This is a genomic window from Geminocystis herdmanii PCC 6308, assembly GCF_000332235.1.
Classification (GTDB): Bacteria; Cyanobacteriota; Cyanobacteriia; order Cyanobacteriales; family Cyanobacteriaceae; genus Geminocystis; species Geminocystis herdmanii.
Map to the genome: position 1 here is coordinate 2538061 of NZ_CM001775.1, position 20863 is coordinate 2558923.

The following is a 20863-nucleotide window of genomic DNA, read 5'->3' on the forward strand; positions in this document are numbered from 1 at the left end:
ACGAGACAGGTGGACAAGTGGACAAGTGGACAGGTAGAAAAATTCCTAATATTTCGATGTCCTTTAAAATAATTTTATTGATTCAAGCAAAATATAATCTTCCTGTTCCTATTTAGAAGACAAATATTTAGTTACTATATTTAATAATTCATCAGGATTAATGGGTTTTGCAATAAAATCGGAAGCGCCTGCCATTTTTGTTTTCACTCGTTCGATCATGCCATCATTAGATGTTACAATGATAATTGGAGTTTGACGAAAGAAAGACAGTTTTCTTAAACTAGCACAAATTTCATAACCGTTGGTATGGGGCATTACTAAATCTAAAAAAATTAAATCTGGTTTCGTTGCCAATACTTTGGCGATCGCTTTCATGGGTTCGGTAATACCGATGAACTGGTATCCTGCTTTTTTGAGGATATTATTCATAGTGTCACAAATGAGAGGGCTATCATCAATACAGGCAATGATAGGCGCGTTTTCGTCAACTTGTATGACTGTGGGAGGGGAAATAGGGGCGGGTAAGTCAGCTACGGAGACTAAATCGATATAGCCTTGCTGAATGTAAGGTAATAAGGAACTGCTAAACTGGTTTAAATCCCGTTTCAATTGTAGGGATAAATCTCTGAGGGTATTTCTACCGTTAAATAATTTTGTGAAAGCGGCGTAGGTTTTGGGGGATGTATGTTCTTGTAATTGTTCGCCCGATCGAATTACGGGGGCTTTATTGGGCGATCGATCTCCTAACCTAATACTAATCCAAGTTTGCCATTGTTGCCAAGCTGGTACAATGAATTGATTGGCATCCACCAGAAAAATTTGTTCTGATAGGGGAATTTGAATTTTATTATCGAGATGAAAAGTAATTTCTGTGGTTTGATTGAGATCGAAAAAAATTTCTGTGAGAATACCATTAATCATCTTCATAACTCCTTCTCTGTCGGCTTTACCATTGACTAACCAACGGCGCACTAATTCATATTCCCAACAAAATTTAATGGTATCGGCAGAAATCGATCGAATTTCTGTTTCTAAATAACTGGCATCGGTAGCGATATTAGGAAGATAAGCGGCTAAATTGCGCCGCCACCGTCTGACAGAATGCTCTCCCCCTGTACCATAAATTAAGCGCCCCATAGACAGATAAAAATGCCATTGGGTTTTCCCCGGATACACTAATTTTACGAGTCCACTAAATTGATGTTTTTTGAGGGTGTTGAAAAGATAGGTTTGTTTTGAAGCCACAAACCCCTTGATTGGAATACTATAGTTTTCTTTATTTGGCGTATCCATCAATGATAAATTAGAAGTAAGCTGATAATCATTTTTTTGATCTTAGTATAAAATTCAGAGTTTGTCTGATTTCTAAGTCATAACTCTTGAGCATTTATTCTTATTCTAAAAGATGATTGTTATATATTCTATATATATTTTAAAATATCTTAACTATAGTTCATGAGTATTAATTTTCAATCGATCGTCACTACCTTAAATCAATTTTGGAGTGACAGAAACTGCCTCATTGCTCAACCCTATGATACCGAAAAAGGGGCAGGTACTATGAGTCATAATACCTTCTTACGCGCGATCGGTCCTGAACCTTGGTCTGTGGCATATATAGAACCTTGTAGAAGACCCACCGATGGGCGTTACGGCGAAAACCCTAACCGAGTCCAGCATTATTATCAATATCAAGTGTTAATTAAGCCCTCTCCTGACAATATTCAAGAGATATATTTAGATTCTTTGAAGGCATTGGGAATACACACGGAAGATCATGATATTCGCTTTGTGGAAGACAACTGGGAATCTCCTACCCTTGGCGCTTGGGGTGTCGGTTGGGAAGTGTGGTTAGACGGTATGGAAATTACGCAGTTTACCTATTTTCAACAATGTGGCGGTATTGACTGTCATCCTGTTTCGATCGAAATTACCTACGGTTTAGAAAGATTGGCGATGTATTTACAAGATGTGGATAGCATTTATGATATTCAATGGAATGATGACATAAAATACGGCGATATATTTTTACAAGGGGAAGTTGAACAATGTATCTACAACTTTGAAGCATCCAATCCAGATTTATTATTAAAACTGTTTAATTTATACGAACAAGAAGCGAAACAACTAATCGAAAAAAATCTTGTTTTGCCTAGTTTAGACTATGTTTTAAAATGTTCCCATTGCTTTAACTTATTAGATGCTAGGGGAGTTATTGCGGTAGCAGAAAGAACTAGATATATTGGCAGAATCCGTAATTTAGCTCGTGAAGTTGCTCAACAATATTTAAGTCAAAGAGAGTCGTTAAATTTTCCTTTAATGAGAGATAATTCAGCAAAAATTTTAGTCAATACTTAACATTTTATTATCTTAGGTTGGGTTACAAAGTGTGTTAATTCAACTTACATTTTTATTAACGTTAAAATTGTTATTATGACAAAAACTATTGGAAAAATGATCCCTACTATTGATACTAAAATATATAGTCATCTTTTAAGTAAAACTTTACCAAAAATTATCGAAACAGAAACAGAATATCAACAAACCTTAGAAAAAGTCGAACAGTTAACGTTTAAGAAAAATAAAACTTTAGAAGAGTTAAATTTATTAAAATTGTTGGTATTATTAATTGAACAATATGAACAAGAAAATTACTCGATCGAAAAAGCAAAACCCCAGGAAATTTTACTTCATTTAATGGATTCTAATAATCTTCGTCAAGCTGATTTAGTAGGAATTATTGGTTCGAGTGGAGTAATTTCTGAAGTTATTAATGGAAAAAGAAATATTAGCATAAATCAGGCTAAAGCCTTAGGCAATTTTTTAAATGTACCAGCAGAATTATTTATTTAAAATTTTTTGATAACTTCTTTTAATAGTTTTTAGGTTTTGTTGTACAATAAAATTGCTTTTTTGTAAAAATATCAGAGCTTAAATTCTCTATCAGCAAATGACTATGCACTTAACTATCGGTTGGCTTTATCCTAAACTAATGAGTACCTATGGCGATCGAGGTAATGTTATCTGTTTAGAACGCAGATGTCAATGGCGCAATTTAGATGTCTCTATATTACCGCTAGATCAAGACACCGATATTCAAACCTTTCAAGAATTTGACATTATCGTAGGAGGAGGTGCGCAGGATAGACAACAAGAAATTGTCATGCGAGATTTGCAAGGCGAAAAAGCAGAAATAATGAAAACCAAAATTAGTGAGGGGATTCCGGGGGTTTTTACCTGTGGTTCTCCTCAACTACTAGGGAAATACTACGAACCAGCCCTTGGTCAAAGAATTGATGGATTAGGTATCTTAGATTTAGTTACTAAACATCCGGGGCAAAATGTGCCTCGCTGTATTGGGAATGTTGCTTTTGATATTGTAGCCGAACCTTTAGCCCAAGATTTAAAGGAAATGTTAGGGGAGTCTCCCACTGTCATCGGTTTTGAGAATCACGGCGGAAGAACATATTTAGGGGAAGTGTCACCCTTAGGTAAAGTAGTTAGTGGTTATGGCAATAATGGAGAGGATGGTTTTGAAGGCGCTTTTTATCAGAATGCGATCGCAACCTATGCCCATGGGCCACTTTTACCGAAAAATCCCTTTCTTGCTGACTGGTTAATTATCAAGTCGATCGAACATAAGTACCAAGAAAAAATTACTTTAACTCCCTTAGATGACAGTTTAGCCCATCAGGGCAGGAAAACTATGTTAAAACGCATTTTAAGCAATTAAGAATTAAGAATTAAGAATTAAGAATTAAGAATTAAGAATTAATAACTTCCCCAACTCTGTAATTCTCTCACTTCCAGACACTCTTGCCAAAACATCATAAAACATCATCTAATTATGAATCAAGGAATTTTAAAAGAAGAAAAATCACCCCTATTAAATTGGCGCAAAACCAGTTTATTAGGCAAAATAATCGGCATTGTTTCCCCTTGGGAATCAGGTAGTTATCTACTTAGTTACTCCGATGTCATTGCAACGGTGTTAATTTGTCTTGTCATCATTGCCGCCCCTTTTACGAATAATACTTTAGTCGGTATTATCTTAATGGCAAGTAGCGGATTTTGGGCATTGTTAACCCTTGCGGAAGTGAAACAAAATCAAATTACTCCAATTCATCTATGGATTTTTGCCTATTGGTTAATTTCGGTGGTGGCAACGGCTTTTTCTCCCCTCAAAATGGAAGCATTATCAGGGTTATTCAAATTTACTTTATACTTACTTTTCTTTGCCTTAGCTAGTCGTATTTTTCGACATCCGAAACTGTTATCTTGGGTGACGGGAGTTTATTTATTAGTCTCTATAATCGTTAGTGCCTATGGAGTGAGGCAACAATTTATAGGTGTAAAACCTCTTGCTACATGGACTGATCCCACTTCTCCCCTTGCGGATACGACTAGGGTTTATAGTTATTTAGGTAATCCCAATTTATTGGGTAGTTATTTAATTCCTGCGGTGGCTTTTTCCGTGGTGGGTTTAATCATCTGGCAAACTATCCCGTTAAAAGTGTTTGCTGGTTTTAGCTTAATTATGCACAGTGCCTGTATTTATTTTACAGGAAGTCGTGGTGCATGGTTAGCATTGATAGCAACGGGAGTTGTCTTTCTTTTGGCGTTTAAGTTTTGGTGGGGTGAATATCTAACTCCTTTTTGGCGTAAGTGGTTGATTCCCATCGTAATCGGTAGTTTTATTCTACTTGTATTAATGGGTGCTTTAATTAGTGAACCTTTAAGATTGAGAATCACAAGTCTTTTTTCGTGGCGTGGTGACAGTAGTAATAATTTTAGGATTAATGTTTGGACTTCTGGGCTAAAAATGTTAGCTGATTATCCTTTAACGGGCATTGGGTTGGGTAATCAGGTTTTTAATAAAATTTATCCTACTTATATGCAAACAAAATTCACGGCTTTAAGTACCTATTGCGTTTTACTTGAAATTGCGATCGAATCTGGTTTAATCGGTCTTATTGCCTTTCTAGGTATCGTTACAAGCACTTTTCAACGGGGCATACAAGTCATTAAAAATCTTAAACCTGAGAACAATTTACTAGCTATGTGGGTAATTGGTGCATTAGGTGCGATCGCCGGTTTAGCTACTCAAGGATTATTTGATACTGTGTGGTATCGCCCACAAGTTAACACTTTATGGTGGTTATGTATAGCCGTAGTGGCTTCTTTTCCCTTACAGTTAAGCAAAGAGTAATCGATGGATAGGTAGGTGGACAGGGAGACAGGTGGACAGGTGGACAGGTGGACAGGTGGACAAGTGGACAGGTGGACAAGTGGACAGGAAGAAGGGGAAACTAGAGAAAAAATTCTTAATTCTTAATTCTTAATTCTTAATTCTTAATTCTTAATTAAAGTCTAAGGATTTCTTCCCCGTTGGAAATAACTACTAAGTTGACTTGTAAAGGGCCTGATGTGTTAGTATCATTAGCGGCGATAGCAATAATTTCAGTAATGCTTTGATCTGATAACTCTAACTTTTGAATAAAGTTGATTAAGGAGACAATCTTACCATCACCGATGATAATTTTACCTAATATCCCTTCTCTCCTTGCCCGAAATTGAGTCACAGAAATTAAAAAATCTAGTTTCTGTTGTAATTCGGTACTTTGAAAATCTTTAGGTTCGATCGAAATAGACGCAATAGTCTCATTTTTAGCGTAAACTTGCTGATTAGGAGTAACATCTGCAAAAATCCTCACACTTTCTTCTCCTTGCACATAATTACTAGCAGACAAAATTCTGATTAAATACTCTCCATTCTGAGATAATTGTTGCTTCATTTGTTCGACTTGCCCCTTCGTAATTTGTACAAATCTTTGATGAGGAGATTGATTACCATAGCCTAAAATTAACATGACACCACGATTCGCCTCATTTAAAATACCATCGATTAATTCTTCTAAATCAGTATTTTTATCGGTTTTCACTAGAGTTACCGTCAAAACTTGCCCTTTGACTACAGCGATCGGTCTTTCCCTCAAATCCTGATAAGTTTGGTAATATTGTTCTAAAATCTCTACTTCTCGGCGATAAAATGCTAATTCTTTTTCTAAAGATAATAATTCTGTCTCTTTATTTTTTAAAATTTGATCTTTTGCCAAAATATTTTTATCTAAATTAGCAATTTGTTCATCCCTAGATTTTATCTCTAATTGTAATTGATTTTGTCGCTTTTTTAGTTCTTCTAAACTTAATTTTTGCTGTGTTAAAGTTTGCTTTTGTTGTTCTAAAATATCCCTTTGTTCTTCTATTTGCAGTTGATTATCTTTTAACTCTTGATCCCTTTGAGCGATGGAAATTTCTAACTTTTCTCTTTGTTTTTCAATATTTTCTTTTTCCTCTAACAGTAATGATTTTTCGGCAATAATTTTTAATACTTCTTTTTTTAATTGTTCACTCTGACTAGAAATATTTTTTAATTGAGCTTGAGTTTTAGTTAATTCTTTGCCCGTTTTAGTTAATAATTCCCTTGCAGAATTTTGTCTAGTTTGAGCCTCAATTAATTCTTTTTCAACTTTTTCTTTTTCTTTTTCGACAGTTTCTAATTGCTGAGTAATTTCTCGCCTTTTTTGTAAGATTTCATCTAACTCAAAAATCCCTTGTCGTAACGAACTACTTAAACTAAATAAGATCAACAAAGTAGATGCAGAAATTAGTATTCCTGTACCGATCGTAATCACTATTGCAGTTTGTTTGGGGCGTAATTGAAATAATCTTAATCTTGCTTTGCCAACTTTCGTTCCAATGCGATCGCCCAATGCCGCAATTAAACCTCCTAAGATCAAAACTGCTATTACCAGAATATAGGCACTTGTCATTAATTTATCGAGTTAAACACTCCTCACAGATTTTTTCACACCTATTCTTAGTCTAACGAACAATGAGAAAACTCGAATTGAGAATTGAAAATTGAGAATTGAAAACTAAAAACTCTTTATCCCCTTGCCAAGTATAAATTTTAAGTAGTTGTTAGTAATTCAAGAATCGATAAGGCGGTGGCTGGTGCTAATAAAATGCCGTTGCGATAATGACCCGTAGCAAGGATAATATTATCGTAGTTGTCTAGTTTTTCGATGATGGGTGCAGATTTGCCTTCGGGTCTTGGTCTTTTGCCTGTCCATGATAACATTATAGGAGCATCGGCTAAACTGGGACAAAATTCGATGGCTTTTTGTTGTAAATTCTTTAATAATTCTTCGTTGGGTATAGTTTCCCCTACATTATCAGGAAATTCAACAGTAGCACCTAACCATAATTCATCATTTGCCATCGGTACAATATGAATATCATTCCCAGTAATGACAGGGGAAAAGTTATCTTTGATTTGCCATGAGGAATGTTTAAGCAATAATGCTTGTCCTAATACTGGTGCAACCATTATATTAGAACCTAAAGATTCGATGAGAGGTGAAGTGCCTAATCCTGTAGCTAAGATAACCCAATCTGCGTCGATCGATCGAGTTTCTAACTTAACTTCACGACAATATCGATTATTTCCTTCATCCACTGTTGTTAAGCTGATCACTTTTTCCCCAAAAATACAGTGTACCCCCTTTAAGGACGCTCCTTTGACTAAAGCCTTTGTCAGAAAAGTGGGATTTATTTGTCGATCGCACGGTGAATATACAGCACCTAACAAACCATCTACATTAACTTCAGGACAACGATTTTTTAACTCATCACAACTCCAGACAAAAAGATCATACCCTTGATTCGATCGAACTTGAGCTAATTTTTCCCACTTGCTTAAATCATCATCAGCAAAAAGTAACTTAACAATTCCTTGTTTATTATAGGGAATCTGTAACCCCGTCAAAGTTTCTAACTCAGGGATAAGGGTATCATATCTTTTAATACTCGCTTCTCTGAGTCGCCATGCTTTCCCCTTAGTTTTGTGACTAATAATACCCATTAAAATACCTAATGCCGCTCCCGTTGCCCCAGTACCCGGATTTTTTTCATCAATTAAGGTAATATCTAAATGGGGATTATGACTTAATTCATAGGCGATCGTACTTCCAACAATACCACTACCAATAACAATAATTTTACTCATAGATTGTAACAAAGGATTTTTGCTTCATGCCCCTTGGATTTAATGATTACTCCATTTTTCTTTTGTCCAACTGAGGTCATATTATACCTAAGACTTGGTATAATATGGCGTTGAAAGTATCAGAGAAATTGTAATATAAATGACTAAAACAGCGTGGGTATTTCCCGGACAAGGTTCACAGGCACAAGGTATGGGAGTTGAATTACAAAATAGTTCGATCGCCCTAGAAAAATTTAAACAAGCAGAGGAAATATTAGGTTGGTCTGTGTTAGAAATATGTCAGGGTGATGAAGAAATATTGTCTCGAACTCTTTACACTCAGCCTTGTCTTTATACCATTGAAACTATTTTAGTCGATTTATTGCGAGAACAGGGAAAAAGCCCCGATGTGGTTGCTGGGCATAGCTTAGGGGAATATGTAGCTGTTTACACTGCAGGAGTTTATGATTTTGCCACAGGTTTAAAGTTAGTGCAAAAACGAGGAGAGTTGATGGATAAAGCCGAAGGCGGTAAAATGGTGGCTCTCATGAAGTTTGATCGTGATATTTTAAATTCGATCGTCTCTCAAACAGAAAATGTCGTCATTGCCAATGATAATAACGAAGGACAAGTTGTAATTTCTGGAGAGCCTAATGCCGTTGATGCGGTAGTTAGTCAAGTAAAAGCTAAATTAACAGTACCACTAAAAGTATCGGGAGCGTTTCATTCTCCCTTAATGGCAACCGCCGCCGCCGAATTTTCCCAAGTGTTAGACACCGTTAATTTTAGTGATGCGACTATACCCATTTTAAGCAACATTGACCCCATTCCTAGCACCGATGCAGAAATCATTAAACAAAGATTAGTGCAACAAATGACAGGAGGAGTGCGTTGGCGCGAGATTATGTTGCAATTACCCCTAGAAAATGTAACTCAAGTGGTAGAAGTAGGACCTGGTAAAGTGCTTACAGGATTAATCAAACGCACTCTTAAAGGGGTTAATTTACTTAACGTTGAAACTATAAGTACTGATGCAAAATAACCTGAGTTCGATATAAAAATAGGTGAGGGCTGACTTGGAAGACTCCGAAGACAGGAAGACAGGAAGATTGTATTTCTGATGAATGAATAAAATTCTCTCAAAAGTACATCAAATATTGAGAATTTTTCTCCCTGTCCACTTGTCCACTTGTCCACCTGTCTAGTTTTCATCATTTTCTTTATGTCGAACTGAGGTAAAATAGATTGTGGACTTTGGAATTAATAAAATTTTCTCAATACCATATTGCCTCGTTTCAATAATCGTGTTAAAATTCGTTGGTGATGATATGTTGTAAAGCTGATTTTAGTTGGGGAAAACGAAAACTATAATTCATAACATCCATCGTTTTTTGAGGTAATACTTTTTGACCTTCTAAAACTACTTTTGCTCCATCACCTAAGAGTAACTCTAAAGCAAAACTAGGTACAGGAAGCCATGAGGGGCGCTTTAGCACATCTCCTAACGTTTGACATAACTCATTCATAGTGACAGGATAAGGAGCAGTGGCGTTGAAAGTACCATTCAGGTTACTATCATTGAGGGCTTGGATGATCATTTCTACCACATCTTCTCGATGTATCCATGAAAACCATTGTTTCCCTTCCCCGATGGGTCCTCCCGCAAAAATCTTAAAAGGTGGTATCATTTTAGCTAAAGCGCCACCATTGCCTAATACTATGCCTAAGCGAAAAATTACTAATCTCACGCCACTATTTTTGACTTTTTCGGCTTCTGCTTCCCATGCCTGACAAACTTCAGCGAGAAAATCCTTACCTGATGGACTAATTTCTGTATAAGTTTGTTCTTCACTTGTACCATAAAAACCGATGGCGGAGGCGTTAATTAATACTTTTGGTTTTTGACTTGATTGCTCGATCGAGCTTACAATAGTTTTAGTGCCTAACTGGCGACTATCAAGAATTTCTTGTTTATAACTATCATTCCACCTTTCAGCAATGGGCGCACCAGCTAAGTTGACAACAGCGTCACAACCATCAATTTTCTGTTGCCAATCTCCCAACTCTTTGGGATTATAGTTAACAAATTCCAAGTTAGGTAATATTTTCGGAGAGAATGTAGCTCGAGCTTTCTCTATATTACGAGTTAAAATAATTATTTGGTTATCAGAAGCCAATTTTTCCACTAATTTTGTGCCAACAAAACCTGTCGCACCTGCGATCGCAATTTTCATAAATTTTATACTTAATAAGGTGTTAATCAATAACTCACCCTGCAATGAATTACACGGCTAATATTTATCGTTCAATTTATTGAACTTTTTTTTATTAATGATTCATTCTCTATTCTCTATTAATTAAAGAGTTTTTTCTTTTTCCATTACTGCTTGACGAAATCCTAACACCACAAAAATATTTGATAAAGTAAGGAAAAATTCCGCACCACCATGTAACCAATCTACGTTGGCTAAGGAAGTATGAAAATGAGTTTCTGCATAAATTCCTGCAGGAATGGTAATCGCCACAAATAGCAATAACAGATAAAAACCCATTAACGCAAGTTTTGGAGTTTTCTTTGACTTGGTGAGAAACCATAAAAACCCTAGATAGGGAAATAGGGAAACCGCAAATAAAGTTTCTTTGCTGAAAAAACTGAGGGTAAAAGATTCCATGATTTAACTCTGTAATTCTTGTAACTTAGACAATACCTCCTGAGAATGAATAGCAGGGCGCACTCCCAAAAATTGAGCAACTAAAATGCCCTCAGGATTGATAATATAAGTATGACGGATCGATCGACCACTTAACCATGAACCATAAGCCTTACTAACCTTACCATCAGTATCCGCTAACAGAGGAAATTTTAAACCCTCCTCATCGCAAAATTCTTGATGAGAGTTAACATCATCCACACTTACCCCAATAATTTCCGTATTGATGTCGTGATATTGCATCAAATCTTTTTGAAATCTTTGAGCTTCAAGGGTACATCCGGGGGTAAAATCTTGGGGATAAAAATATAAAACTACCCATTTACCTTGATAATCGGTTAAAGAAATTTCTCCATCTCCCGTATTGCTGGATAAAGTGAATTGTGGTGCAGGTTGATTTAAAGGAGGTTGCACTCCCCCTAAAGCCAAAACAGGATTAACGAAACCGATGAATAAACAAATAATGACAGTTAATAGAATAGATAATTTAGAATTAATCATAATTAACAGGGAAGAATGAGAGGCTAGGAGATTAGGGAAAAAATTTTTTTATTACTTATTACTTATTAATCATTACTCAAATAACCAAGGGTGCATGGCGTTTTCCCAAGAAACCAGCTCATCTTCCTTAAACCATAATGCTATCTCTCTTTGGGCAGTTTCGATCGCATCTGAACCATGAATAAGATTACGTCCAATATTAACACCATAATCACCCCTAATCGTACCCGGTTCTGCAGCTAAAGGATCAGTAGCACCAATGATTTTACGAGCAGAAGCCACCACACCTTCACCCTGCCATACCATAGCCACCACAGGAGAAGAAACAATAAAATCCACTAAACCACTGAAAAAAGGTCTTTCTTTATGTACGTCATAGTGTTTTTCAGCCAATTCACGAGAAACACTCATTAATTTTAAACCTACTAGGGTAAAACCTTTATTTTCTAAGCGTTTGATGACTTCTCCCACGAGATTACGCTGTACACCATCGGGTTTTACCATTAAAAAAGTGCGTTCCATAATGTTTCTATATCTTCAGAATTATAATTTTTCGATAATTTTATTGTCAATTGTCCCTGAGCAATTGTCAATTATCCCGTAAATTCTGGTATATTGATTTTTCTGTAAATTACGTGAACTACCCACACTGCACTTCGTGACAGTGTAGGCTTCTAGTATCTTTTAAGGACTGCTAGAACTTGCTTTGTGGTACTACCAGTCTTGGACTTGGTTATTTTCCCACTACGCCGATTTATAGTCAGGAACAGATCCAGCCCGACTCTTTTTATATTTATACTTGAATTAATGTCACGATCAACCCTTATATCTTCAATAAGATCGTAATATTCTCGTATAGAACAATCAGTAAATACTATTTCATCACGATAAGAAAGGACTTGTGATGTATAAGCAGGATTGACTTTTATTACCACTGCACCAGCTTTTTCGGCTATGTACGACAGTATTTCATAAAAATTCCCAAAAGCCGCATCTAGCCAAGATTTATTTAACCCTGACTTAGCAGATTGCCCATTGGGTAAGTATTTACCTTCAATATCTTTTTTGACTTTATTTCGTTTTGATAATCCTTTAAGATTCAAGTTTTCGACAAAGAAGACTTTTTTATCCGTACGAATTAAATTATGGGCTGTTTTGTAACCATGATCCTTTCTCGCTCTGGCTATTTGTTGATGTTTTTTACCTTCTTTTAAGGCAAGTTTTTTTCTCCCTTTACTACCTTTTTTCTGATGGTTTTTCAGGCGAGAAATCTTTGCTAATTCTTTTTGATGTTTACGAAAAGACTTGAGAGAAGGTAGTTTTTGTCCTTCAGAAGTAGCAAGATAATCATCGCCTGATAATACTGCATCTATTCCCATTGAATTATCCCAAGTTGGCACAATTTTATCAGGTGTAAAAATAGGTACAGTAGGAGCATCTAAACACAAAGTACAATACCAACCATCAGCCTTTTTAGAAATAAGGATATTTTTAAGAGAAAAACCTTGAGGTAAACCACGATGTAGCCTAATTTTTAGCCATCCGTTAAGTTTTGAGCAAGACAAATAAAGCCAATCTTTCTCAACCCTTTTAATCTGAATGGCTTGAGCTTCTACCTTTAAAGTTCGATAACGACTTTTAAAACGTGGTTTACCGCTTCTTTTCCCATTACAATCACCTTTAATATACCTTTCAAAAGTTTGATCCACCCTTTTTGATACGTCTTGTAAAGTCTGAGAAGGTACAGTAGATAAATCAAGTAATTCCCCTGAATGTTTTACTATAATTAAGTCTTTTTTCTTCTCAGGTAATAACTTTTTCTGTGAGTAAAAACTTGGTTTTTCTTTTAACTCCAATGGTGGGAGACTACATGAGATATAACAGCAGTCGCCACTTGGAATGACATAGTTACTACGATTTTCCTGCCACCAACGAAAACGATCTCCTAATTGCCAATTATACCAATACTGTGACACCCGTAACCAGTTATTTAACTGGCTTTTTTGAGGCACTTCAGGATAGCATCGGTACTGATAATTAAGGATCATTTATTTGATTACTGTATATTAGTGTTAATATAATTACTATCACTGATAATAACATAAAGAAAAAGAAAGTGTCAAATGAAAAATGATTTTTATAGTCGAGGTAGATCCGTGAGTGACTTAAAAGCTCACCTAGTCTTAACTACCAAATATAGAAGAAACGTATTTACAGCAGAAATGCTCACTCGTCTCCATGAAATCACTGAAGGCTTATTAGAACAGTGGGAATGTAGGTTGGTAGAGATAAACGGAGAAGAAGATCATGTCCATATTCTTTTCCAATACCATCCTGCTATGGAATTAAGTAAATTTGTCAATAATTTTAAAAGTGTATCGAGTAGAAAATTAAGACAAGAATTTCCTGAACAAATCAAAAAGTTTTATGGTCAAGAAGTCTTTTGGAATAGTTCATATTTTATCGCCTCTTGTGGGGGAGTAACTATAACAACACTTCGTAAATATATCGAAAACCAGAGTCGTCCTGACTCATTAAACCCTGACGGTGACTCATCCCACGCCGAAACATAGTTGCTTTTTGATAGTGTTTACTGCGTGGGGCTTCTCACCGAAGAAGCTAAGTTGAGAAAATAAATAGCAAAATATCACAAAATAAAGTCGAAAAAATGATATTATGGATCTTCGTGACTAATAATTGCATATCAAATTATAAGCTAACGGAATATAATTAAAGGGTTGAGTAAGCTCGGAAATAGCATGAATCATCAACAAGAGAGACAGTTCGACTACGTTAAAATTGGCATTGCTTCCCCCGATCGTATTCGAGAATGGGGACAAAGAACACTACCTAACGGTATTGTGGTAGGAGAAGTAACCACTCCAGAAACCATTAACTATCGTACCCAAAAACCAGAAATGGACGGGTTATTTTGTGAGAAAATTTTTGGTCCTTCCAAAGATTGGGAGTGTTGGTGTGGAAAATATAAAAGAGTGCGTCACAGAGGTATCGTCTGTGAGCGTTGTGGTGTCGAAGTAACCGAGTCGAGAGTTCGTCGTCATCGTATGGGTTATATTAAACTAGCCGCTCCTGTCACCCATGTATGGTATTTAAAAGGTATTCCCAGCTACCTGAGTATCTTGTTAGATATGCCTTTGCGGGATGTAGAGCAAGTGGTATATTTCAACTCTCATGTAGTTCTTGATCCGGGTAATGCGACAAACTTGAGCTATCGTCAATTACTATCGGAAGATCAGTGGATTGAAATTGAAGAACAAATTTATGCCGAAGATTCTCAGTTAGAAGGCATTGAAGTCGGTATTGGTGCAGAAGCGGTTGAACGTCTTTTACAAGAAATACAACTAGAAGAAGAAGCGGAAAAATTAAGAGAAGAAATTGTTAAGAGTAAAGGGCAAAAAAGAGCGAAATTAATTAAAAGATTACGCTTAATTGATAATTTTATCGCAACAGGTTCTAAACCAGAATGGATGGTTTTAAGTGTTATTCCAGTGATTCCTCCTGATTTGCGCCCGATGGTACAGTTAGATGGTGGACGTTTTGCTACTTCTGACTTGAATGATTTATATCGTCGTGTTATTAACAGAAATAATCGTTTAAATCGTTTACAGGAAATTCTTGCTCCTGAAATTATTATCCGTAACGAAAAACGGATGTTACAAGAAGCCGTGGACGCTTTAATTGATAACGGCAGACGAGGAAGAACGGTTGTTGGTGGTAATAGTCGCCCCCTCAAATCTCTTTCTGATATTATCGAAGGTAAACAAGGACGTTTCCGTCAAAACTTACTCGGTAAACGGGTTGACTACTCTGGACGTTCGGTAATTGTAGTCGGTCCTAATTTGGAGATATACCAATGTGGTTTACCCCGTGAAATGGCGATCGAGCTTTTCCAACCCTTTGTGATTAACCGTTTAATCCGTTTAGGTATTGTGAATAATATCAAGGCGGCGAAAAAACTGATTCAAAAAGCTGATCCAAGTATTTGGAAAGTATTAGAAGAAGTTATCGCAGGACACCCCGTATTGTTAAACCGTGCGCCCACCTTACACCGTCTCGGTATTCAGGCTTTTGAACCTGTGTTAGTAGAAGGTAGAGCAATTCAGTTACATCCTTTAGTTTGTCCTCCTTTCAACGCTGACTTTGACGGAGATCAAATGGCGGTACACGTTCCTCTTTCGATCGAAGCACAATCGGAAGCTAGATTATTAATGATGGCTTGTCATAATATTTTATCTCCTGCTACAGGAAAACCCATTATTGCACCATCTCAAGACATGGTTTTAGGTTGTTATTACCTAACCGCCGAAAATCCTGCCGCTGTCAAAGGTAAGGATACTTATTACGCCAATCTGGATGATGCTTTACGCGCCTATGAACAAGGTTTAGTGGATTTACACGCCTATATCTGGGTACGTTTTGAAGGAGAAGTAGATGGAGGAAAGGGTAGTAATGAACTCATTAAAGAAGAAACTTTAAGCGATGGTAGTGTTTGGAAATACTATCAAGGACATAAAGTAAGAGAAACTGCCGACGGTGAACAAATTGCCCAATATGTCCACACCACCCCCGGAAGAATCATCTATAATAAAACCATTATTGATGCCTTAGATTTCGATTTAGTTTAATTCCTGAGATTCCCACAGTTTGTTTTCTCCGAAAATATTAAACAAGTGTGGGGAAATTCTTAGGGAGGTGTTATAATTTCTGCGTAATTTAGATTAGTGAATTATGAGTCCATCTAGCTTTTTCCAATTTATTGTTGGTTTCTTTTTAGGTATTATCTTATTTGGTGCTGGAATCGCCGGAGGGGCTTATTTTTTCTTAACCAGTGTAGCGACAAATCCCCCTAAACATTTGTTTACGGAAGAAAAATCTACCCCAGAAAAAAAAGTAACTCCTAAACCAGAGGAAGCTAAAAAAGAAGAATCCCCGAAACCAGAGGAAGCCAAAAAAGAAGATTCTCCTTCGGAGACAGAAAAATTACCTGCTGGAGCATATAAGGCAAAGGTTACATGGTCAACAGGCTTAAGTTTAAGGGCTGAACCTAATACCAGTGCGGAAAGAGTAGGAGGAGTAGGTTACAATGCTGAAATTATTATTTTAAGCACCAGTGACGATAAACAATGGCAAAAAGTCCGTCTTCCTAATAGTGGGGAAGAAGGTTGGGTTAAGTCGGGTAACGTAGAAAAAATCAATGAATAAAGGTTTATAAAGTAACGTTAGGGAAAAGATAACGAGCTAAATTATCCAGACGCTTACTAATACCACTTACCTTTTCATCAAGTCGCCCAATATCTGTTTTTATCTCTGTTTTAAAGTCTGACAATTCTTTTGAAACTTGATCTATTTTGCCTTCTAACTTGTCCATTTTTGCCTCAAGTCTTAATAAGACATCAGCAATATTAACTTCGATAATCTGATTCATTTTTTCCGCCTGAATTTGCTTTAATTTTAACTTTTGATATAGATAGCATCAATAACGATCGAGCCATTAATAAAACTTACTATTATAAACATAAATCTAAAAGTTGACTTACGGTTAATTTTGTGATGGGATCAATCCATTGGGGTGCTATTTCCGCTAAAGGTATTAACACAAAAAGCCTTTCTCTCATTCTGGGATGAGGTATTTCTAATTTATCAGTTTTCATCACTACATCATTATAAAAAATTATATCTAAATCTAAAGTTCTAGCCCCCCATCTTTCTTTTCTTTCTCGTCCAAATTCCTGTTCGATCGAGCCTAAGTACATTAATAATTCTTGGGGTGAATAACTGGTTTTGATGACGATACAACCGTTTAAATAATCAGGCTGGGGGGGACCCATCGGCTTGGTTTTATGCCATGTAGAACGCAAAATAACCTCAATTCCTTCACTATTTACTAGTCTATTCACGCTGTCGTTGAGAATACTTAAACTGTCTCCTAAATTACTTCCCAAGGCAATGGCACAATAATTTTTCTCTTTGTTAGGTTCGATCGAACTATTCATACTCAATATATAGTAAACAAGAAAATAATTTTATCTTGATGAGGGTAAAAAATTAAAAATGAGATTTATTATGAAGATTATAACTAAATGCTTTTATAACTAATTATCCAAATTTGATATAATCCATAATTATTAATTAAATTCGATCGAAATGAGTAATCCATTTATCGTGTTAGCAGGTAGATATAAAATCAAGCCCGAAAAAAGAGAAAGATTTTTAGAATTAGCCATGGCAGGACTTGAACCAACTCGTCAAGAATCTGGTAATATCAGTTATGCTTTTTTTGAAGAAGTGGGTATTCCTAACTCCTTTCTTTATTTTGAAGAATGGGAAAATAAGGAAGCCTTAATGTCTCATTTAAAACAACCTTATATTATCCCTTTATTAGATGAATTTGCTGATTTAATCGAAACTACTGCGGATATAAAAATTTATGATGTAGCCCATTATTCTACGGGTTTAAATTAATTTTTATCCAGTAAAATTTAGCTTGAATTTAGTCTAATAATTTTAAGATTTATTGTAAATAGTCAATCGATCGAGCTTTTGAGAGAACAAATTTTGAAAAGAAGATTGTCTTTCTTGTACTGTTTCAGGTCCAAAATTCCACAAACTTTCATAAAAGAAAAAACTCACTCCAGAAAAATCTTTTTCCCTTGTAGAATTAACCTGTTCATTAATTAAATCAAAGCCGATCGATCGACCTTTTAAACCAGATAAAATACCGATAGCTGTGGGAATATGATCTTTAGCTAATTGTAAATCTTTTTGAGCTAATTCTCTATTAAAAGAATCCATATTATTACGGTAAATTTGGACAATTAATTCCTCAATTAAACCCTTTCTTTCCCACTTTGCCCAATCCATTAAAAACTCATTTTTAGAAAATTCTTGAGGGTTAGGGGATACCGATACAATTACATTATTTTTTACCTTTTTAATTAAGTGAAATAAAGTCTCCATATAATTAGTAATTTTGTCTGCTCTCCACTGTACCCACTCAGGATTTTTTTTGTCTAAAGGCGGTAATTTTCCATTGTGTTCTTGACGATATAATCCGACAGTATAATCATCATAGCCAAACTCCGAAGGATAACCAAAATGATCATCAACTTGGATACCATCAATATCATATTTAGTCACAATTTCTAAGATTAAATCGGAGATAAAACTTTGTACTTGAGGATTAAGAGGATTTAACCACACTCTTTCATGGACATTTCCTTCTAACCAAATAGTACTGCCATCAGGTCTTTTTGTTAACCATTCGGGATGAAGTTTCGCTAATTGTGAATCCGCAGGCGCCATAAATCCAAACTCAAACCAAGGAATCACCGCCATTTTTTTATCGTGGGCTTCGGTGATAATTTCTGCTAATAAATCTCGGTTTTGTAATCCTTCTGTGGGATCAATTTTGATTCCTGTGATATTTTTTGCCACTTGACTAGGATATAAGGTATAACCCCAATTCCATACCGCAGGATATACGGTATTAAAATTTAATTGGTGTAAAGTTTCGATCGAACTTTTGGTTTTTTCCTGAGAAAATAAAACATCACTATCAATATTGGTTAACCAAACCCCTCGAATTTCCCTATTTTTTAGGGATTGACTGTGGGAAAATTGACTGAAGCTATAAATAAAAATACAAGTAACAAAAAACAGAAAAATTAATCGCAGGAATTTCATAGTAATAATTGAGGATGCAGAATTAAAACATCATAACTATAGCAATTAATCAATAAAATGAAGGATTTACCCATAATGGGAACAATTGAAAATAAATTGAATCTATATAACAAACTCGATCGAATTGATCGAGATTATTCAAACCTTAAATATAATTAAATAAAAATTATGAAAATTACAAAAAATACTGCTCTTACTCTCATTACAGGCTCTATGTTAGGCGGATTTATGAGTTTTGCTCCTCCCAGTCAAGCGCAATCAGTTCAATTTCAATGTGGTGCAGATTATCAAGATATTCCTACAACCTATGTGGAAACTCAAGGAGGAGTTGTCGAAATTTTTAAATGGAGAAGTACCTATTTTCAAGGACCCTATACTCCCGTACAAAGATGTTTAGAAGTTACCCAAAGAATGAATCAATTTCAACCTGATTATTTAGTCACGGGACGAGTTAATAATTATAACGTTATTTGTGCTGGTATGAGTTGCGATCAAAATGGTCGTAATATTCTCTTAACTTTACGCCCTGATCAAAATCCAGCTCAAGTACTACAAGAAATTGATAACACCAGAGACGGTGCAGGAGGTCCCTCTATGCAGTTCAATGGTTCTTCTAACATACTCAATAACTTTAAAAGAAGTAATCTAAGCAGAACCTCAGATGGTTCTTTAGCCCTCAACTTAACCCGACATATTCAAACAGCTCCTAAACTTCAAAACAATTTCTCACAAAATCTTGGCACTGACAACAAAAACACAAATATACCTAGTGTTTCTCCCGCTCCAACTGTTTCTCCTGCCCCAACTGTTTCCCCAGCTCCTAGTGTTTCCCCTGTGCCTTCTGTGTCTCCCGTTCCTTCTGTGACAATTCCTCAGATTAATATTCCCACCGTAACACCTACTACATTACCTCGTAGAGCATGGTAAGCATAGTACTAAGTAGAGGATTAGGGAGCTAATTGTTAATTGTTGTGACGATCGATCAAAAAAATAATGAAAAAAATAGTGAAAACGGGGTTATTTGGTTTAATTTGTTTTGGGAGTGGTATTTTTACTCAATATCTTCTCCCAGTTCAAAGTATTGACACACAAATTGAATGTCAAGAAATCCCTGTTTCCCAATACGATCAAACAAAGACTATAACTCTAAATTCCGATTCTAATATAGATACTTCTATGGAGTTTAAAGAAGAAGAAATTAAAGGCTATGCCCAACGAATTACCGTTAAAGTATTATCGGGAGAAAATTCAGGTTCGGGCATTATTATCGATCGAAAAAATAACACTTATCGAGTATTAACTAACGATCATGTTTTACTATTTGGTAAGCAAAATAATGCGTATAAAATTAAAACTTCAGACGGTAAAATTCACTTAGCAAAAAAAGTTAATAATTATAATTTTCAAAACTATGATCTAGGAATTTTAGAGTTTACCACCCTAAATCATTATCAAGTTGCAGAACTTTCTAAAGTTCCATTTCCCTCGATCGATGAGGTCGTTTATGGAGCAGGTTTTATCTATACATCAAGTAATAATTTAGAGAATGAGACATTAACTTTTACCACTGGAAAAATTAATTTAATCAGTGATTTATCTTTTCGAGGCGGTTATCAAATTGGCTATAGTAATGATATAAAAAAAGGCATGAGTGGAGGTCCTTTATTAAACTCAAAAGGACAAATTATTGGTATTAATGGCAGACATAAATATCCCGCTTGGGGTAATCCTTATATATTTGAAGATGGCTCGATGGCAAACCCACAAAAAAAAGCAGAAATGAGTCATTCCAGTTGGGCAATTCCCATTGCCAGTTTTCTCAAATTTGCCCCAGAATTAGCCGATAAATTCTGAAAATTAGTTTTTTCTAAGTCAACATAACAACAATACCCTAGAT

At 35.7% G+C, this 20863-nt stretch carries 22 protein-coding genes; 11 read left to right on the plus strand and 11 right to left on the minus strand.

The window, feature by feature from the left end; genetic code table 11:
- Positions 1–108: 108 nt before the first annotated feature.
- A complete protein-coding gene (locus SYN6308_RS12640; protein WP_237741214.1) occupies positions 109–1245 on the minus strand; it encodes a response regulator in 1137 nt (378 codons plus the stop codon).
- 210 nt (positions 1246–1455) lie between these two features.
- Between SYN6308_RS12640 and glyQ the strand changes: the two genes are divergently transcribed.
- From glyQ to SYN6308_RS12660, 4 genes are all read left to right on the plus strand, one after another.
- Positions 1456–2358, plus strand: a complete 903-nt coding sequence (gene glyQ, locus SYN6308_RS12645) for a glycine--tRNA ligase subunit alpha (protein WP_017294815.1) — start codon at positions 1456–1458, stop codon at positions 2356–2358.
- Positions 2359–2433: 75 nt separating this feature from the next.
- A complete protein-coding gene (locus SYN6308_RS12650; protein ID WP_017294816.1) occupies positions 2434–2853 on the plus strand; it encodes a helix-turn-helix domain-containing protein in 420 nt (139 codons plus the stop codon).
- A gap of 103 nt (positions 2854–2956) precedes the next feature.
- Complete coding sequence (locus tag SYN6308_RS12655) at positions 2957–3733, plus strand: type 1 glutamine amidotransferase (RefSeq protein ID WP_017294817.1); 777 nt, start codon at positions 2957–2959, stop codon at positions 3731–3733.
- 114 nt (positions 3734–3847) lie between these two features.
- Positions 3848–5209: an IctB family putative bicarbonate transporter gene (locus SYN6308_RS12660; protein ID WP_017294818.1), complete on the plus strand. Its 1362-nt coding sequence runs from the start codon at positions 3848–3850 to the stop codon at positions 5207–5209.
- Positions 5210–5363: 154 nt separating this feature from the next.
- Here SYN6308_RS12660 and SYN6308_RS12670 read toward each other — a convergent pair whose 3' ends face one another.
- Positions 5364–6833, minus strand: coding sequence for a DUF3084 domain-containing protein (locus tag SYN6308_RS12670; protein WP_017294820.1), 1470 nt, complete (start codon positions 6831–6833; stop codon positions 5364–5366).
- 140 nt (positions 6834–6973) lie between these two features.
- Positions 6974–8071 carry an NAD(P)/FAD-dependent oxidoreductase gene (locus tag SYN6308_RS12675; RefSeq protein WP_017294821.1) on the minus strand — a complete coding sequence of 366 codons (1098 nt, stop codon included), beginning with the start codon at positions 8069–8071 and terminating at the stop codon, positions 6974–6976.
- 139 nt (positions 8072–8210) lie between these two features.
- Here SYN6308_RS12675 and fabD point away from each other — a divergent pair, with 139 nt between their 5' ends.
- Positions 8211–9092 carry an ACP S-malonyltransferase gene (fabD, locus tag SYN6308_RS12680; protein WP_017294822.1) on the plus strand — a complete coding sequence of 294 codons (882 nt, stop codon included), beginning with the start codon at positions 8211–8213 and terminating at the stop codon, positions 9090–9092.
- Positions 9093–9357: 265 nt separating this feature from the next.
- Here fabD and thyD read toward each other — a convergent pair whose 3' ends face one another.
- The 5 genes from thyD to SYN6308_RS12705 all read right to left on the minus strand — a co-directional run bounded on the left by thyD (position 9358) and on the right by SYN6308_RS12705 (position 13310).
- Positions 9358–10284, minus strand: coding sequence for a thylakoid membrane protein ThyD (thyD, locus tag SYN6308_RS12685; protein WP_017294823.1), 927 nt, complete (start codon positions 10282–10284; stop codon positions 9358–9360).
- A gap of 123 nt (positions 10285–10407) precedes the next feature.
- Entirely contained in the window at positions 10408–10722 is a 315-nt protein-coding gene (locus tag SYN6308_RS12690) for a DUF3593 domain-containing protein (RefSeq protein WP_017294824.1), read from the minus strand.
- Between the two features lie 3 nt (positions 10723–10725).
- A complete protein-coding gene (locus SYN6308_RS12695) occupies positions 10726–11262 on the minus strand; it encodes a peroxiredoxin (protein ID WP_017294825.1) in 537 nt (178 codons plus the stop codon).
- Positions 11263–11334: 72 nt separating this feature from the next.
- Positions 11335–11784 (minus strand): nucleoside-diphosphate kinase, encoded by a 450-nt coding sequence (gene ndk / locus SYN6308_RS12700; RefSeq protein WP_017294826.1) that lies wholly within the window; start codon positions 11782–11784, stop codon positions 11335–11337.
- Between the two features lie 152 nt (positions 11785–11936).
- Entirely contained in the window at positions 11937–13310 is a 1374-nt protein-coding gene (locus SYN6308_RS12705) for an RNA-guided endonuclease InsQ/TnpB family protein (protein WP_017294827.1), read from the minus strand.
- Between the two features lie 75 nt (positions 13311–13385).
- Between SYN6308_RS12705 and tnpA the strand changes: the two genes are divergently transcribed.
- The 3 genes from tnpA (at position 13386) to SYN6308_RS12720 (ending at position 16485) form a co-directional block, all read left to right on the plus strand.
- Positions 13386–13835, plus strand: a complete 450-nt coding sequence (tnpA, locus tag SYN6308_RS12710; RefSeq protein ID WP_017294828.1) for an IS200/IS605 family transposase — start codon at positions 13386–13388, stop codon at positions 13833–13835.
- Positions 13836–14021: 186 nt separating this feature from the next.
- The gene (locus tag SYN6308_RS12715) at positions 14022–15908 is read left to right on the plus strand and encodes a DNA-directed RNA polymerase subunit gamma (protein ID WP_017294829.1); all 1887 of its coding nucleotides are present in this window, start codon (positions 14022–14024) and stop codon (positions 15906–15908) included.
- A 103-nt stretch (positions 15909–16011) separates the two neighbouring features.
- Entirely contained in the window at positions 16012–16485 is a 474-nt protein-coding gene (locus tag SYN6308_RS12720) for an SH3 domain-containing protein (protein ID WP_017294830.1), read from the plus strand.
- 4 nt (positions 16486–16489) lie between these two features.
- On the opposite strand, the gene SYN6308_RS22400 is transcribed toward SYN6308_RS12720, so the two are convergent.
- Together SYN6308_RS22400 and folK are read right to left on the minus strand one after the other, a co-directional pair.
- Complete coding sequence (locus SYN6308_RS22400) at positions 16490–16708, minus strand: hypothetical protein (protein WP_017294831.1); 219 nt, start codon at positions 16706–16708, stop codon at positions 16490–16492.
- A gap of 82 nt (positions 16709–16790) precedes the next feature.
- Entirely contained in the window at positions 16791–17276 is a 486-nt protein-coding gene (gene folK / locus SYN6308_RS12730) for a 2-amino-4-hydroxy-6-hydroxymethyldihydropteridine diphosphokinase (protein WP_017294832.1), read from the minus strand.
- 151 nt (positions 17277–17427) lie between these two features.
- On the opposite strand from folK, the gene SYN6308_RS12735 reads away from it, so the two are divergent.
- Positions 17428–17745 carry a putative quinol monooxygenase gene (locus SYN6308_RS12735; RefSeq protein ID WP_017294833.1) on the plus strand — a complete coding sequence of 106 codons (318 nt, stop codon included), beginning with the start codon at positions 17428–17430 and terminating at the stop codon, positions 17743–17745.
- 42 nt (positions 17746–17787) lie between these two features.
- Here the strand turns inward: SYN6308_RS12735 and SYN6308_RS12740 are convergent, their stop codons facing one another.
- Positions 17788–18966, minus strand: coding sequence for a glycoside hydrolase family 10 protein (locus SYN6308_RS12740; protein WP_017294834.1), 1179 nt, complete (start codon positions 18964–18966; stop codon positions 17788–17790).
- 168 nt (positions 18967–19134) lie between these two features.
- On the opposite strand from SYN6308_RS12740, the gene SYN6308_RS23430 reads away from it, so the two are divergent.
- Positions 19135–19893, plus strand: a complete 759-nt coding sequence (locus tag SYN6308_RS23430) for a COP23 domain-containing protein (protein WP_017294835.1) — start codon at positions 19135–19137, stop codon at positions 19891–19893.
- Positions 19894–19959: 66 nt separating this feature from the next.
- Positions 19960–20820: a S1 family peptidase gene (locus tag SYN6308_RS22410; RefSeq protein ID WP_017294836.1), complete on the plus strand. Its 861-nt coding sequence runs from the start codon at positions 19960–19962 to the stop codon at positions 20818–20820.
- Positions 20821–20863: the final 43 nt, after the last annotated feature.

Excerpts from the sequence above, each read along its gene's own strand:
- glyQ (WP_017294815.1), top strand. The coding sequence starts at position 1,456 with ATGAGTATTAATTTTCAATCGATCGTCACTACCTTAAATCAATTTTGG.
- SYN6308_RS12650 (WP_017294816.1), top strand. The coding sequence starts at position 2,434 with ATGACAAAAACTATTGGAAAAATGATCCCTACTATTGATACTAAAATA.
- SYN6308_RS12655 (WP_017294817.1), top strand. The coding sequence starts at position 2,957 with ATGCACTTAACTATCGGTTGGCTTTATCCTAAACTAATGAGTACCTAT.
- SYN6308_RS12660 (WP_017294818.1), top strand. The coding sequence starts at position 3,848 with ATGAATCAAGGAATTTTAAAAGAAGAAAAATCACCCCTATTAAATTGG.
- SYN6308_RS12670 (WP_017294820.1), bottom strand. The coding sequence starts at position 6,833 with ATGACAAGTGCCTATATTCTGGTAATAGCAGTTTTGATCTTAGGAGGT.
- SYN6308_RS12675 (WP_017294821.1), bottom strand. The coding sequence starts at position 8,071 with ATGAGTAAAATTATTGTTATTGGTAGTGGTATTGTTGGAAGTACGATC.
- fabD (WP_017294822.1), top strand. The coding sequence starts at position 8,211 with ATGACTAAAACAGCGTGGGTATTTCCCGGACAAGGTTCACAGGCACAA.
- thyD (WP_017294823.1), bottom strand. The coding sequence starts at position 10,284 with ATGAAAATTGCGATCGCAGGTGCGACAGGTTTTGTTGGCACAAAATTA.
- SYN6308_RS12690 (WP_017294824.1), bottom strand. The coding sequence starts at position 10,722 with ATGGAATCTTTTACCCTCAGTTTTTTCAGCAAAGAAACTTTATTTGCG.
- SYN6308_RS12695 (WP_017294825.1), bottom strand. The coding sequence starts at position 11,262 with ATGATTAATTCTAAATTATCTATTCTATTAACTGTCATTATTTGTTTA.
- ndk (WP_017294826.1), bottom strand. The coding sequence starts at position 11,784 with ATGGAACGCACTTTTTTAATGGTAAAACCCGATGGTGTACAGCGTAAT.
- SYN6308_RS12705 (WP_017294827.1), bottom strand. The coding sequence starts at position 13,310 with ATGATCCTTAATTATCAGTACCGATGCTATCCTGAAGTGCCTCAAAAA.
- tnpA (WP_017294828.1), top strand. The coding sequence starts at position 13,386 with ATGAAAAATGATTTTTATAGTCGAGGTAGATCCGTGAGTGACTTAAAA.
- SYN6308_RS12715 (WP_017294829.1), top strand. The coding sequence starts at position 14,022 with ATGAATCATCAACAAGAGAGACAGTTCGACTACGTTAAAATTGGCATT.
- SYN6308_RS12720 (WP_017294830.1), top strand. The coding sequence starts at position 16,012 with ATGAGTCCATCTAGCTTTTTCCAATTTATTGTTGGTTTCTTTTTAGGT.
- SYN6308_RS22400 (WP_017294831.1), bottom strand. The coding sequence starts at position 16,708 with ATGAATCAGATTATCGAAGTTAATATTGCTGATGTCTTATTAAGACTT.
- folK (WP_017294832.1), bottom strand. The coding sequence starts at position 17,276 with ATGAATAGTTCGATCGAACCTAACAAAGAGAAAAATTATTGTGCCATT.
- SYN6308_RS12735 (WP_017294833.1), top strand. The coding sequence starts at position 17,428 with ATGAGTAATCCATTTATCGTGTTAGCAGGTAGATATAAAATCAAGCCC.
- SYN6308_RS12740 (WP_017294834.1), bottom strand. The coding sequence starts at position 18,966 with ATGAAATTCCTGCGATTAATTTTTCTGTTTTTTGTTACTTGTATTTTT.
- SYN6308_RS23430 (WP_017294835.1), top strand. The coding sequence starts at position 19,135 with ATGAAAATTACAAAAAATACTGCTCTTACTCTCATTACAGGCTCTATG.
- SYN6308_RS22410 (WP_017294836.1), top strand. The coding sequence starts at position 19,960 with ATGAAAAAAATAGTGAAAACGGGGTTATTTGGTTTAATTTGTTTTGGG.